Here is a 14,343-nt window from a genome sequence, read left to right on the forward strand (position 1 = left end):
GCGGGCGCTCGCCTTGGTGAATCAGTGCACTGGCTTGTTCACCGATAAGGTCACCTGATACGTGCTAGGCGTGACAAACGGAGATCCGCTCCATGCCAGCGTCAAGCCGCCCAGAGGCAGTTGCCAGGTCTCATTGCACGCTACCGTGGCGCCCGTCGCGTTCGTGCAGACATTGGTGCCAGGACGGTGGCGCAGACCATTGAACGGATCGTTGTAGATGATCTGGTCCGTGTGCGTATCGGTAAAGGTACGGGTCACGGTAGAACCGTTCACCGCCGTAACCGTATTGCTGTCTTCCGACACCGTGGTCAGACCGTTGGCTTTGATCGTGCGTTGCCAGAAGGCACTGGTCGTGCCGACTGCGGGCACGGACAGCGTCGTCTGCGGCGCAAAGACGCCCACTCCACCGACCATCGATGCAATCCAGATGATGCTGCCTTGCGCGTTCTGGAAGCCATAGGCGTGGAAACCCGCGGTGCCTGCCGAGGCGCCGTCGTCAATCCAGTCAGCGCCGCCGTCCGACGTGGACACCAGATGTCCGTAGGGCGAATGGGTATCCACTTGGCAACCGGAGCCAACCGAGCAGTTCGTGGCCGCCGTGGTGACGCCCGTCGCATAGTTGTGCGTGCCGTAGGCACCCTGGGCCGAACCGCTCAGGGCGACATAGTTGTAGCCACCGTTGATGGCACTCGGGTCCAGCGTCTGCTTGGGCATGGACAGCGAGAGCGTGCCTGTGTTGCCGCTGCCGCTGGTCCAGACCGCCATCCCCGACTTGGCGACAAGCACGCGCGTCGAAACCGAGTCGTTCAACGAGAAATCGCAGGCCGTTGAACCCTGGGTCGGAGTGAGCTGGTATGTCGCGCCACCCTCTGCAACGGTCAGCTTGATCGCGTCGACGGTCACCACCTGCGCGGTGCCGTCCGAGAACTTGATCAGCCGATGATCACCGCTCTTGAGCGCCGGGCAAGCCGAATTGGCTGGCGCGAGCACGGTGCCAATGGTCGAACCTGCTGCCCCGCTGGAACTGCCCTTGGTGCTGGCAACCGCCGTACTCAGATCGGTCAGGGTAACACCCGCTTTGACCAGCGCTGCTTGCAGCGTGTCCAGCACCGCGTCGTAGCCTTGGCCGCTGCCCGCGCTGATCGCGCCGCCGAGGAAGTCGCTGATGCTCGAAGCATCAAAGCCCCCGCTCTGCAGCACCTTGACCAGGGCAGATTGCGCGGCGGTGACATCGCTGGCATTCACGGTCGTAGCTGAGCTGAAGGCCGCCGCATACTTGGCCGGATCCTGTCCAGCCAACTGGGCAAGTAGCAGTTCCGTCAGCGGCGTGACATTGGCCGTGGCGCCGCTGCTGACCGACCCGGAACCGGCGATCAGGGAGTGCAGCACAGTCTTGCCGTCGCTACTGGTGGCCGTCAGCACGCAAGGCAGACTGGCGCCGCTGACCGGCGCCGAATAGCTGCCGTCCGTTCCCGTGATTGCAGTGCCCGAACCTGCCGAGCACGTGATGTTGACCGTTGCGCCTTGCATCGCCGCACCGGTGGCGGCCACGCCGCTGATCTTCTGCGACTGCGGGTTGGTTTGCTGAGGCGCCGAATCTCCGCCGCCGCCGCAAGCCGACAAGACAAGCGCCGCAGCGCTGATTGCGATAGGTGTTAGCTTCATGATTTCCCTCCCTCTAGGGCCGTTTTGGGATGCAGTCAACTGCATCCGGTTCCGGCGTATTGGATAGGAAAAGAAACGCTGACGGATCACCCGAACGGGTGAAAACCCAAACACCAAGATCTCTCAACATGGCAGGCCGTACGGTAGCGCCCTCATGGATTGGCGACCTTCTGGCGGATTTGAGCAAGAAGACGCGCGCGTGGCATGATCTTGCGGACGTTACCCAGCGATGCGCGCTTTTCTCACAGACGCACTCATATGGACTCCATGGACGACGGCCTTGACTCTCATGCCGCGGCGCTATCGAAGTTGATCGGCTTGATTTACGACACGGCAGGTGATCAAGCGCTTTGGCCGCAGCTATTGGAAAGCATGGCCAACTACGTGTCCGCGCTCGGCACGGAAACGGTCTTGCCATTTGACACGCGAGATGCGGAACGCATGGTCGCCCATTGGTTCGACGGCTCCGGCGCATTGGCTCCGTTGCAGAGCACCAGCGCGCAGCAAGGCGTCTTCGTACACCTGGCGCCGCACTTCGCCCGAGCCTATGAATTGCACCGGCAAAGTACCGAGTCGGACGAGCATCGGCGGCTGCTCGAAGCGGCGCTTGACCAGTTGCCACTGGGTGTTGCAGTCATCCGAGCGTCAGGGACGATCTTGAGCATGAACAGCACGCTGCTCGCGATGCTGCGCGAGCACGGCTGCTTGGCGATCTCTGCGGGCCGTCTGGTCTCGCGGCCACAGAAGGCGCTGGCGGATGCCGTGCAGCGAGTCACGGCCGAGCCGGGTGTGGATGTGCCGCTTCGACTTGAAGATACAAATGGCGGTCTGTGCATCTGGGTAAGCCGGCTCCTGGGTGACGAGCAGGCGAACGAAGAGGCCCGGCTCGCTGTTTGGGTCGCCAGTTCCAATGCGAGGCCACTGGCGGAATCCGGCTTGCGCAAATTGTTTGGAACAACGCCCGCCGAAACGCGGCTGATTCAGCAACTCATCACGGGTCGCGCGCTGGATGAGGCGGCGCAAAACCTGGGCATCAGCATCAATACCGCCAAGACGCAATTGAAGTCGGTTTTTGAGAAGGTCGGCGTCAAAAGGCAAAGCGAACTTGTGCACGCAGTTTATGCGACGCCACTGTGGCTGAAGCTTGATGGCACCGCCCCCTTACCGGTGCATCTGCGCGGGCCGACCGCGCCACGTGATCTGGCAACGCTCCAGCCCGGCGACTCCCTGCTCACGTTGGCGGATGGACGTCGACTGGCCTGGTCGGACGCCGGGGACCCCAATGGCTTGCCAATCATTTTCATGCATGCCGTCTCGGGCTCGCGCCACCTGCGCCACCCTGATGACGGCATCTTGTATGAAGAAGGGATGCGGCTCATCATTCCTGAGCGGCCAGGTATAGGAGACTCCGACCCATTGCCCGGCCGGCGCGTGCGGGATTGGCCGAAAGACGTCGCCGCACTTGCCGATCATCTGGGCCTGCAACGGTTCGTGGTGCTTGGCCATTCCGGCGCGGGAACGCCCTACGCGCTCGCGACCGCGCAGCACTTGCCCGATCGGGTGCGCGCCCTCTATCTTGTTGGAGCGGCTCCGCCGATCGAGCATCTCAAGGATCTCAAGCATTTTTCCGACCATTTCCGCATGATGATCCTGGTCGCGCGATACTCCCCCAATCTCCTGCCTCCGCTATTGCGGGTCTCGATTCGCGGTATCAGGAAGAACGTCTATCAGTTCATGGAGCACATGACCCGGCGCGTGCCCGAATCCGATCGCCGCATGTTCGATGACCCTGTGATGCGTGAAAATTACGCGCGCGGTTTGTTGGCCAGCGTGAAGCACGGTGAGCAGTATCTTGTTTCAGAAGCCTTGTTGGCTGTGCACGGGTGGAGCACAGACGATTTGGCGCTTTCGATGCCGGTCGAACTCTTTCACGGGGATGCGGATTCGCACGTCGCACTGGCCGGTGCGCAAAAACTTGCCGAGCGAATTCCTGGCGCTCGGCTGCGCGTCATCCAGGGGGGTGGGCACTTCCTGATCTATTCGCACTGGCGGGAGATTCTGCAAACGATCCGCCAAACTTGTGCAACGAGATAGCGCACTTCCCGTTGTTGTCATTGCCCGTTCCAGCGTTCACCGCCAGCATCAGGCAGATCACGCAGGCTTGTCCAACCACCCCTTCAGCCCCTGCCAGGTGCGCAATTTTTCCGAATAGGACAAGGTATGCGCCGGGCTACTGGAGGGAAGCCTGATGATGTGATGGTGGTCGCCGTGCCGAGCCAGGGCTTTCAGGCCGATTCGCTCGGCGGTACCACCGTTAAAAGCAATCACCGCCAGTTCCGGCAATGATGCAATGAGGCCGGCCAGGTCGTTGCCGGCATGGTCTCGAATCTGGCTGTCGAGGCTGCCTTCACGCTTGGCCTCGGCCACCACGTCCCACAAGCCGATGTGATGCGCCAGCAGCGTCTGCAAGCGCATCGCATAGTCCATATTCGGCAAGTCCTGGCTGATCACCTCACCAACCAGGCGCCAGAACTGGTTGTGCTTGTAAGCGTAGTACTGCGCTTGCGCAAGCGATGCCTCGCCGGGCAGGCTGCCCAGGATCAACACGCGCGTATGCGTGTCGACCACGGGCGGAAAGCATCGCTTGAGCGTCACGCTCTGCGTCTTAGGCCAGCAGGCGGTTCACGCGTTGCACGTAAGCCGCCGGATCCGTCAGCGAACCGCCTTCGGCCAGCAGTGCCTGATCGAACAGCACGTGCAGGCGGTCTTCAAACGCAGCGCGGTCGGCTTCGTTGCCCGTGACGGTTTCCAGCAGCGCGAGCTTGCGCACCAGCGGATGCGTCGGGTTCAGCTCCAGCACCGGCTTGCTGTCGGGCGCCTGCTGACCAGCCTGCTTGAGCAGACGCGCCAGCGTGCCGCTGATGTCGCCCTCGTCCGCCACCAGGCACGACGGCGAATCCGTCAGGCGGTGCGTGATCCGCACGTCCTTGGCCTTGTCGTTCAGCACGGCCTTGGCGCGCTCGACCAGCGCCTTGAACTCGCCTTCCACCTTGGCATGCTCGGCCTTCTCGGCTTCATCTTCCATGGCGCCGAGGTCGAGATCGCCACGCGCCACCGACACCAGTTCCTTCTCTTCAAAGTCGTGCAGGAACGAAAGCATCCACTCGTCCACGCGGTCGGTCAGCAGCAGCACTTCCACGCCCTTCTTGCGGAAGATTTCCAGGTGCGGACTCGACTTGGCGGCCGTCCAGTTCTCGGCGGTCACGTAGTAGATCTTGTCCTGGCCTTCCTTCATGCGGCCGAGGTAGTCGGCCAACGAGACGGTCTGGGCGCTGTCTTCGTTGTGCGTGGAGGCAAAGCGCAGCAGCTTGGCGATGCGGTCCTTGTTGGCGTGGTCTTCGCCGATGCCTTCCTTGAGCACCTGGCCGAAGTGCTGCCAGAACGTGGCGTACTTTTCCTTCTCGGCGGCGTCATCCGACTCGGCCATCGATTCGAGCATGCCCAGCACGCGCTTGGTCGAGCCCTCACGGATGGCCTTCACGTCGCGGCTTTCCTGCAGGATTTCGCGCGACACGTTCAGCGGCAGATCCGCCGAATCAATCACGCCCTTCACGAACCGCAGGTAGCCCGGCAGCAGTTGCTCGGCGTCGTCCATGATGAAGACGCGCTTGACGTACAGCTTCAGGCCGCTGCGGCGCTCGCGGTCCCACAGGTCGAACGGCGCGTTGGTCGGCAGGTACAGCAGCTGCGTGTATTCGCTGCGGCCTTCCACGCGGTTGTGCGTCCAGGCGAGCGGCTTGCCGTTTTCGTGCGCGATGTGCTGGTAGAAGGCGATGTACTGATCGTCCGTCACGTCGGCACGCGGGCGGGCCCACAGGGCGCTGCCCTGGTTGATGGTTTCCCATTCGTCCTGGGCGACCATCGCCTTCTTCTCTTCGTCCCACGTTTCCTTGCGCATCTGGATCGGCAGGGAGATGTGGTCCGAATACTTTTGCACGACCGACTTGAGGCGCCAGGCCGACAGGAAATCGTCCTCGCCCTCGCGCAGGTGCAGCGTGATGGTGGTGCCGCGTTCGGCGCGCTCGATGGTGTCGACGGTGAATTCGCCGTCGCCGGTGCTTTCCCAGCGCACGCCTTCATTGGCGGCCACGCCGGCGCGGCGCGATTCCACCGTCACGCGGTCGGCCACAATGAAAGCGGAGTAGAAGCCCACGCCAAACTGGCCGATGAGGGCAGCGTCTTTCTGCTGATCGCCCGAGAGCTGGCTGAAGAACTCGCGCGTGCCCGAGCGGGCGATGGTGCCGAGGTTGCGGATGGCCTCGTCGCGGCTCATGCCGATGCCGTTGTCGGCAATGGTGATGGTGCGCGTGGCGGCATCGAAGCCGATGCGGATGCCCAGCTCACCGCCGCCTTCGAGCAGCGACGGATCGGCGATGCCTTCGAAGCGCAGCTTGTCCACCGCATCCGACGCATTGGAAACCAACTCCCGCAGGAAGATTTCCTTGTTGCTGTACAGCGAGTGGATCATCAGATGCAGAAGCTGCTTCACTTCTGCCTGGAAAGCCATCTTCTCGTGCGGTGCGCTCATGGTGTGCGTTAAAAGTCAGAAAAGTGGAAAGAGGAGCGGGCTACACCTTGCGCGTGCGCCCGCATGAATTTGTGAGGCTAGATAAGGCGGATGGCTCGGTTTTCAAGCCCCGTGATCGAGTTGCTCGGCCAGGAAACGCAGCATGTCCGGATCGGCGCTGGTGGCGATGTTGAAGCGCATCCACGTGGAAGGCATCTGCGACGGCGAGAACAGGCTCCCCGGCGCAAACACATAGCCCTGCTCGTGTCCGGCACGGGCGATGGCGTTGGTGTCCTGCCCCGTATCCGCCCAGAGGAACATGCCTGCGCCCTGCTGGGCAAACAGCTTCAGGCCCAGGCGCTCCAAGTTGCGCTGCACGCCGTCACGCGCGCGGTCCAGGCGGCCGCGCACGCGGTCGACGTGTTTGCGATACTGGCCTTCGGTGAGGATCTTGTACAGCACGCGCTCGTTGATCTCGGGCGTGGCAAATCCGGTCAGCAGCTTGGCATCGGTCAGGTTCTTGGCCAGTTCCGGATGACAGGCGATAAACCCCACGCGCAAGTTTCCCGCCAGCGTTTTGGAAAAACTGTTCAGGTAAATCACGCGGCGTAGCTGATCCAGGCTCGCCAGCCGTGTCGCCTGATAACCGGGGGGCGCAAGGTCGCCATAGATGTCGTCTTCGACGATCAGAAAGCCGTACTGCTCAGCCAGGCGCAACAACTGGAATGCCTTGGCGGCAGACAGCGACGTACCGGTCGGGTTGTGCAGGATCGAGTTGATGATCAGCAGCTTGGGGCGACGCGCCTGCACCAACCCCTCCAGCGCAATCAGGTCTGGCCCCTCGGTGGTATAGGGCACACCGATGACCTGCGCGCCCTGCGCGGCAAAGCGGCCGAACATCAGAAACCATGCTGGATCGCCCACCAGCACCGTGTCGCCCGGCTGCACGTACTGACGTGCAATCAGGTCGAGTGACGCCGTGATCCCCGAGGTCATCACGATCTGCTCGGGTCGCGCACCAATCTCCAGCTCCGCCAGCCGTGTTTGCAACTGCTGGCGCAGTGGCAGAAAACCCTGTGGCGTGCCCAGCGATAGAAATTGGTTGCCGTTCAGTCGCCCCAGCGAGCGCAACGCGTTGGCAATGAGCTCCCCGTCCAGCCAGCCGTTGGGCAAGAAGCCAACACCCGGCGCCTTGCATGGTTCGGCCGAGTGGAACATGTTGCGCAGCAGCCAGGTCACGTCGATCTTGCGAGCGGTGGCGGGCGATGTGGGCGGTTCTTCGGGCAGCGGCGTGTGGCGCGCCTTCACATAGAAACCCGAGCCCCGGCGCGACTCCAGATACCCCTGCGCCACCAGCCGCTCGTACGCCTCGACCACCGTGAAGCGCGAAATGCGCTTCTCCTGCGCCAGTTGCCGGATCGACGGCATGCGCATGCCGGCACGAAAAACACCCTCGTCAATGCGCATGCGGGCCCACTCGGTCAGTTGGTCTACTAGCGTCATCTGCGCCGACGGAATCGGGTCGGGCAATTGCTCCGCGGCCGGCCGGGCGGCGGCGCGCCGGGCATCCAGACTGACGATTTGGGAGGAAGCGGTCATGACGGAAGGGGCAAAAGAAGGCGCCGAGAACTGTACAGAAAGTACCACGACAAAGTGTACAGGTACTGTACAGACACACTTCGGTAGGATCAAGGTCAGAATTCCGCACCCAGCGAATCGGAGACCCCGCCATGCCAACGCTCAAGCGCTTTGACGAAGACGCCTACCGCACCGCCTGCGACGCCACCGTCGTTGCCGTCCACCCGGAGGGCATCGAACTGGACGCCACGGTGTTCTACGCCCGCAGCGGCGGCCAGGCTGGCGACACTGGTACCCTCGCGCTGGGTGACGGCCAGACCGTCGCCATTGCCGACACCATCTACAGCCCCGATCGCCAGACCGTGCTGCACATGCCCGCCGACAGCGCGGACCTCGCCCTGCTCGCCCCCGGCACGGCCGTCACGGCCTCCATCGATTGGGACCGTCGCCACCGCCTGATGCGACTGCATACGTGCCTGCACTTGCTGGGCTCGCTGATTCCCGTGCCAGTCACGGGCTGTGGCATCTCGCCGGATTCCGGCCGCATCGATTTCGATCTGCCCGAATCGACGCTCGACCGCGACACGCTCACCACGCAACTGAACGAACTCATCGGCCGCAACACGCCCGTGCGCATCGACCTGATCACGCCGGAAGAACTGGCCGCGCAGCCCGAACTGGTGCGCACCGTCGGCGCGGCGCCACCGGTGGGCGCAGGGGCCATCCGCATCATCCATATCGACGGCATTGATCGCCAGCCGTGCGGCGGCACCCACGTGCGCGCCACCGGCGAGATCGGCCGCGTGGTCGTCACCAAGATCGAAAAGAAGAGCCGCCAGAACCGCCGCGTTGCCGTGGCGTTTGCGGATTGAGTCACCGCCATGACCAAGTCCGCCACCCTGCCCCTGGGCCACACCGACCACGCCGAACGCCGCGGCATGCTGCTCGGCTTCATCGGCGTGGCCATCTTCAGTCAGACGCTGCCGTTCACGCGCATGGCCGTCGCCGAGCTGGATGCGACGTTTGTCGCACTGGTTCGAGCGGTGCTGGCCAGCGTACTGGCGCTGGGCTTGCTGGTGGCCACCGGCGCGTTCTCCGCCGCCAAGCGTCCGCAGGGCCGCCAATGGTGGCAACTCGCTGTCACGGCGATGGGGGTGGTGGTCGGCTTTCCGTTGTTCTCTTCGCTGGCGATGCGCGATGTGCCGGCCGCGCACGGCGCCATCATCACCGGCCTGCTGCCGCTGGCGACTGCCATCTTTGCCGCGTGGTTCGGGCGCGAGCGGCCGTCGACTGGGTTCTGGCTGTGCGCGGTGGTGGGCAGCGTGCTCGTCGTCTCGTTTGCGCTGCTGCAAGGTGCCGGCGCCCTGCACCGCGCCGATTGGCTGCTGTTCGCCGCCATGGTGACCGGTGCGCTCGGCTATGCGACCGGCGGCAAGCTCTCGCGCGAGTTGGGCGGCACGCAGACGATTGCCTGGGCGTTGGTCATCTCGCTGCCGGTGCTGCTGCCGATGGTGGGCGCGCTGGCGTGGCTGCCGTCCACGCATCAGGCCGATGCGCTGGCGCATGCCTCGGCGCGCGCCTGGGTGGGTCTGGCCTACGTGTCGGCGTTCTCCATGTTCATCGGCTTCCTGTTCTGGTATTCGGGCCTGGCCGCGGGCGGTGTTGCGCGGGTCGGCCAGATACAATTACTGCAACCTTTCATGACGTTGATCGGCGGCTGGCTGCTGCTGGGCGAATCGCTGGATGCGCCCACCGTGCTGTTTGCGCTGGCAGTGATTGCCGTGGTCGGCATCGGCCGGCGGACTTCGGTGCGCCGATAGCGTCATTACTCGTATTTGTTCACCCAACACATCAAGGAGTCCTCATGACCGCCACGCACGACGCCCAGGCTAAGCTCAAGCAACTGGGCATCGAACTGCCCGCCGCCGGCGCCCCCGCCGCCGCCTACGTCATGGCCGCGCAGACCGGCAATCAGGTCTTCCTGTCCGGCCATATCGCCAAGAAGGACGGCAAGCCGTGGGTCGGCAAGCTGGGCGCCAACATGACCACCGAAGAAGGCAAGGCCGCCGCGCGCGCCATCGCCATCGACCTGATCGCCACGCTGAACACGCACCTGGGCGGCGACCTGAGCCGCGTCAAGCGCATCGTCAAGGTCATGAGCCTGGTCAACTCCACGCAGGAGTTCACCGAGCAGCACCTGGTGACCAATGGCGCATCGGAGCTGTTTGCCGACGTGTTTGGCGATGCCGGCAAGCACGCCCGCAGCGCCTTCGGCGTCGCGCAGATTCCGTTCGGCGCGTGCGTTGAAATCGAGCTGATCGCTGAAGTCGCTTAAGCCTCCCATTTGCGACGCGCCAGCCCTGCAAGACGGGGGCGTTGCCTGCTATCCTTTTCGCTTTGCCCACCCACGGCGCCCGCTCACGAGGTGGGCGCCGCAACACAAGGACCACACCATGGACCACACCGCCTGTACCTTCTCCAACCGTGCTCAAAAGCTGACGAGCTCGGCGATCCGGGAAATCCTCAAGATCACTGAACGCCCTGAGGTCATTTCGTTTGCCGGCGGCCTGCCCGCCCCGGTCACCTTCCCGGTCGAAGCGATTCAGGCGGCGTGCGCCCGCATGTTTGCAGACAACCCGCAGGCCGCATTGCAATACGGCCCGACCGAGGGGCTGTCAGGGCTGCGTGAATGGATCGCCCAGCGTCATGGCACCACGGCCTCGCGCGTGCTGATCACGACGGGCTCGCAGCAGGGGCTGGATCTGCTGGGCAAGATCTTCATCGACCCGCAAAGCAAGGTGATGGTGGAAACGCCGAGCTACCTGGGTGCCCTGCAATCGTTCTCGCTGTTCGAACCGGCATATACGTCAGTGCCCAGCGATGACAAGGGCCTGCTGCCCGAAGCGCTTACGCCCGAGCTGACCTCTGGCGCGCGCTTCTTCTACACCATCCCGAACTTCCAGAATCCGACCGGCCGCCGTCTGCCGCTGGAGCGCCGCCAAGCCTTGGTGGCCCGCGCCAAGGAACTCGGCGTGCTACTGGTGGAAGACGATCCGTACGGCGAGCTGAGCTACACCGGCGACCAACTGCCCTCGCTGCGCTCGCTCAATCCGGAGGGCGTGGTCTACATGGGTTCGTTCTCGAAGATCCTGGCACCGGGCATGCGCCTGGGCTACATCATTGCGCCCGAGCACATCCACTTCAAACTCGTGCAGGCCAAGCAGGCTGCCGACCTGCACACGCCCACCTTCACGCAACGCGTGGCGTATGAGGTACTGAAGACGGGCCTGCTCGACACGCATATCCCGAGCATCCGAGACCTGTACGGCAAGCAGTGCGAGGCGATGCTCGATTCGCTCAAGCGCCACATGCCAGCTGGCGTGCACTGGAACCGTCCGGAAGGTGGCATGTTCATCTGGGTGGAAGTGCCGGAAGGCATCGATACGATGGCGCTGCTGGAGAAGGCCGTCGCGCGCAACGTGGCGTTCGTGCCGGGCGCGCCGTTCTACGCCAATGCGCCGCGCCGCAATACCCTGCGCCTGGCGTTTGTGACGGTAGCGCCAGAACGCATTGAACAAGGCATTGCCGTGCTGGGTGAATTGATGCGCGCAGAAATCGCGGCAGTCACACCCAAGGCCGCCTAAATTACGTAACTACACTCACTCATCCATAGAAAGGAGCCGTCGTCGATGCTGCGGATCTGGGGAAGACTCTCTTCGGTCAACGTGCAGAAAGTGGTCTGGTGCGCGCGCGAGCTGTCGCTGGACCATGAGCGCATCGACGTCGGCGGCGCCTTCGGGGGCGTCGACACGCCGGAATTCAAGGCGATGAACCCGAACGGCATGATCCCCGTCATCGAAGACGGCCTGAACGATTCCAGCGATGAGCGCTTCGTCCTGTGGGAGTCCAACGCCATCGTGCGTTATCTCTCCGCACGCTACGGCCCGGGCAATCTGTACCCGCTCGAACTGCACGAGCGCGCAGATGCCGACCGCTGGATGGACTGGCAGACCACCTCATTCAGCCCATCGATGGTGGATGCCTTCCTGCAGCTCGTACGTACGCCGGAAGACCAGCGCGACGCCACCCGCATCGAGCGCTCGCGCCAGGCCGCCGAGCGCACCACGGCCATCCTCGACGCAGTGCTCGCCAAGCAGCCCTACGTGGCCGGCCAGCGCTTCACCATGGCGGACATCGTCTGCGGTTGCGCCGCGCACCGCTGGTTCGGGCTGCCGATCGAGCGCCCGTCCCGGCCGCATCTGGAGCGCTGGATGACGGAGCTGCGCGATCGGCGTGCAGCGCAGGAAGTGCTGGCGTTGCCGGTGGTCTGAGCAACCGCCCGCCCCAACTGCGGTAGCATCACCAACCGCGCACGGCCTTCAACGCCTGCGCGGTTTTTTGTTTTCACCGAGGGAAACCCGGATGCGATTCCACCGACTTTCCACCCCCGTCGCCACGATCCTGTGGGGCGTGCTGTATCTGGTTGCCGCCATCGTGTCGCACCGCCTGAACGGGCCGGTGGACATGACGGGCTATATCTGGCTGCCGGCGGGCGCGACCATGGCGGCCTTCATGCTGCGGCCGTACCGCGAATGGCCAGGGTTGGGTGCCGCCTTTGCCGTGGCACAGCTGGCACTGGCCGCCATCGAGCACACCAATCCGGCGCACGCGATGCTCTTCGCGCTGGACGAGGTCGGCAGTTCGGCATTGGCCGTGGCGCTGATCCGGCTGATGGGCGTGCCGCTGGAGGGGTTGTACTTCCTGCGCGCAATGCTGACAGCGGGGGCAATCAGTGGCATTGTCGGCGCGCTGTTCGGGGCGGCATGGTTTGCGTGGTCACAGGGCGGCTCGTTCGGACACGTCTTCCGGGTCTGGGGCGCATCGGATTTCCTGGGCGTGCTGATTGTCACGCCGGTGCTGGCGGCCTGGTCGCGCTTTCGCGCATTCCGCTCGGGGGGGACCGATCGTACCGACTTCCTGCTTGGCCTGGCGGCCTTCATCGCGCTGGCCGTGTCGTCTTACGTGGTATTCGACGGCAACAGCGCGGACAAATTTGGCGACGGCATTGGTTTTGCGCTGACCTACGTCCCGCTGTTCTTTGCTGTGGTGGTCGCCCTGCTGTGGGGCGGGCGCGGCGGCTCGGTGGCGGTGCTGCTGCTGGCGTTGGTGGCGCTCACGCAAACAGCCGAAGGCGATGGCCCGTTTGCGGTGCTCGACCGCCACTACGGCCAATCGCTGCTGGAAACACAGCTGTACCTGGGCGTTGCCGCACTGCTGGTGCTGCTGGTGAGCGCACTCAAGACCACCCGCGAGCAACTGCACGAGCAAAGCGCGCACTGGCAGAACCGCGTGGAGCTTGCACTGGCCGCGTCCAGCCAGCTCGTCTACACCATCGACCCAGCCAGCGGCCGCATCGACTGGGGCGGCGACGTGACACTGGCCTTCGGGCATGACGCGCAAACCATGGCTTCGGTCTCCACCGTGCTGCAGCTCGTGCATCCGGACGACCGCGCCGGCTTGAGCGCCCGTTGGCTGGGCACGCCGGTATTCAACGATGAGGCTGTCCCGCCCGCACGCCGGCAAACGCTGCGCCTGACCGCACGCGATGGCACGGTACATACGGTGGTCGATACCGGCGGGCCCCTGACGGACGCCGTTGGCAATACGGCACTGGTGGCCGGTACTTGGTCGGTCGAGACTGCACTGTGACCACGCCGGCGCCCGGCAGCACGGCTGTGCTGCTGATCCATGGCCTAGGCGGTACGTCCTACGATCTGGGCGTGCTGCAGAAAGCGCTGCGCAATGCCGGCGCGGTGGCGCTCGCCCCCACCCTGCCCGGCCACGGCACACGCCCGGAAGATCTGCTCACCACGCACGCCGAGGCATGGCTCGACGCGCTCACGCAAACGTACAACCAGTTGCTTACCGAGCACGACATCGTGCATATCGCCGGCATGTGCATGGGTTCGCTACTGGCATTGGTGCTGGCGCATCGTGTACGGCACGGCGTGAATCGCCCGCAAGACAGGCTGGCGCTGCTGGCGACGCCTATGTACATCGATGGCTGGTCAACACCCTGGTATCGGGAATTGCGCCACGCGGTGTACCGGGTTCCGGGCATGGCCGCGCGCATGCGCGTGGAAGAGGATGAGCCGTTCGGCATCAAGAACCCGCTGTTGCGGCGGATCATCAAGGCCAAGCTCGCGCGCGGCGACAGCTTCCACTATCCGTGGGTGCCGCTCACGTGCATTCGCGAAGTCGATCGGCTGCGCGCCAAGGCGCATGCCGCCATGCGCGCCACCCCCTGCGAGACGCTGATCATCCACGCCCGCGAGGATGAGCTGACCAGCCTGCGCTCGGCCGAAACGCTGCAAGCCACACTGCCGCGCGCCCGCACCGTAGTGCTGGAAAACAGCTATCACATGATCTGCGTAGACAACGACCGCGATCAGGTCGCGGCCGAGTTGCTGGGCTTCTTCGGGTTCGACCCGGCGGCAGCCAAGCGCAAGGGCCCGGCCGCCGCGGATTGAGCG

General features: G+C 64.2%; 12 protein-coding genes. 8 read left to right on the top strand and 4 right to left on the bottom strand.

What is annotated here, in order from left to right; all coding sequences use genetic code 11:
- Window positions 1-21 precede the first annotated feature (21 nt).
- Window positions 22-1,665, bottom strand: coding sequence for a hypothetical protein (locus tag V6657_RS11170; RefSeq protein ID WP_048931731.1), 1,644 nt, complete (start codon window positions 1,663-1,665; stop codon window positions 22-24).
- Between the two features lie 267 nt (window positions 1,666-1,932).
- Here V6657_RS11170 and V6657_RS11175 point away from each other — a divergent pair, with 267 nt between their 5' ends.
- A complete protein-coding gene (locus V6657_RS11175; protein WP_160315271.1) occupies window positions 1,933-3,759 on the top strand; it encodes an alpha/beta fold hydrolase in 1,827 nt (608 codons plus the stop codon).
- A 57-nt stretch (window positions 3,760-3,816) separates the two neighbouring features.
- Here the strand turns inward: V6657_RS11175 and V6657_RS11180 are convergent, their stop codons facing one another.
- From V6657_RS11180 to V6657_RS11190, 3 genes are all read right to left on the bottom strand, one after another.
- Complete coding sequence (locus V6657_RS11180; protein ID WP_048931729.1) at window positions 3,817-4,320, bottom strand: DNA-deoxyinosine glycosylase; 504 nt, start codon at window positions 4,318-4,320, stop codon at window positions 3,817-3,819.
- 10 nt (window positions 4,321-4,330) lie between these two features.
- Window positions 4,331-6,253 carry a molecular chaperone HtpG gene (gene htpG, locus V6657_RS11185; protein WP_048931728.1) on the bottom strand — a complete coding sequence of 641 codons (1,923 nt, stop codon included), beginning with the start codon at window positions 6,251-6,253 and terminating at the stop codon, window positions 4,331-4,333.
- Window positions 6,254-6,355: 102 nt separating this feature from the next.
- Window positions 6,356-7,831, bottom strand: coding sequence for a PLP-dependent aminotransferase family protein (locus V6657_RS11190; protein WP_048931727.1), 1,476 nt, complete (start codon window positions 7,829-7,831; stop codon window positions 6,356-6,358).
- A 131-nt stretch (window positions 7,832-7,962) separates the two neighbouring features.
- Here V6657_RS11190 and V6657_RS11195 point away from each other — a divergent pair, with 131 nt between their 5' ends.
- From V6657_RS11195 to V6657_RS11225, 7 genes are all read left to right on the top strand, one after another.
- Window positions 7,963-8,682, top strand: coding sequence for an alanyl-tRNA editing protein (locus V6657_RS11195; protein WP_048931726.1), 720 nt, complete (start codon window positions 7,963-7,965; stop codon window positions 8,680-8,682).
- A 9-nt stretch (window positions 8,683-8,691) separates the two neighbouring features.
- On the top strand, window positions 8,692-9,630 hold the full coding sequence (locus V6657_RS11200) for a DMT family transporter (RefSeq protein ID WP_048931725.1): 939 nt from the start codon (window positions 8,692-8,694) through the stop codon (window positions 9,628-9,630).
- A gap of 44 nt (window positions 9,631-9,674) precedes the next feature.
- Window positions 9,675-10,145 (top strand): RidA family protein, encoded by a 471-nt coding sequence (locus tag V6657_RS11205; RefSeq protein ID WP_048931724.1) that lies wholly within the window; start codon window positions 9,675-9,677, stop codon window positions 10,143-10,145.
- 118 nt (window positions 10,146-10,263) lie between these two features.
- Window positions 10,264-11,454, top strand: coding sequence for a PLP-dependent aminotransferase family protein (locus V6657_RS11210; protein WP_048931723.1), 1,191 nt, complete (start codon window positions 10,264-10,266; stop codon window positions 11,452-11,454).
- Between the two features lie 45 nt (window positions 11,455-11,499).
- A complete protein-coding gene (locus V6657_RS11215; protein ID WP_048931722.1) occupies window positions 11,500-12,141 on the top strand; it encodes a glutathione S-transferase in 642 nt (213 codons plus the stop codon).
- Window positions 12,142-12,232: 91 nt separating this feature from the next.
- Window positions 12,233-13,519, top strand: a complete 1,287-nt coding sequence (locus tag V6657_RS11220; protein WP_048931721.1) for an MASE1 domain-containing protein — start codon at window positions 12,233-12,235, stop codon at window positions 13,517-13,519.
- Complete coding sequence (locus V6657_RS11225; protein WP_048931720.1) at window positions 13,516-14,340, top strand: alpha/beta fold hydrolase; 825 nt, start codon at window positions 13,516-13,518, stop codon at window positions 14,338-14,340. Before V6657_RS11220 ends, V6657_RS11225 begins: the two co-directional genes overlap by 4 nt.
- Window positions 14,341-14,343: the final 3 nt, after the last annotated feature.

The sequence above is a fragment of the Ralstonia sp. RRA genome (assembly GCF_037023145.1).
Taxonomy (GTDB): domain Bacteria; phylum Pseudomonadota; class Gammaproteobacteria; order Burkholderiales; family Burkholderiaceae; genus Ralstonia.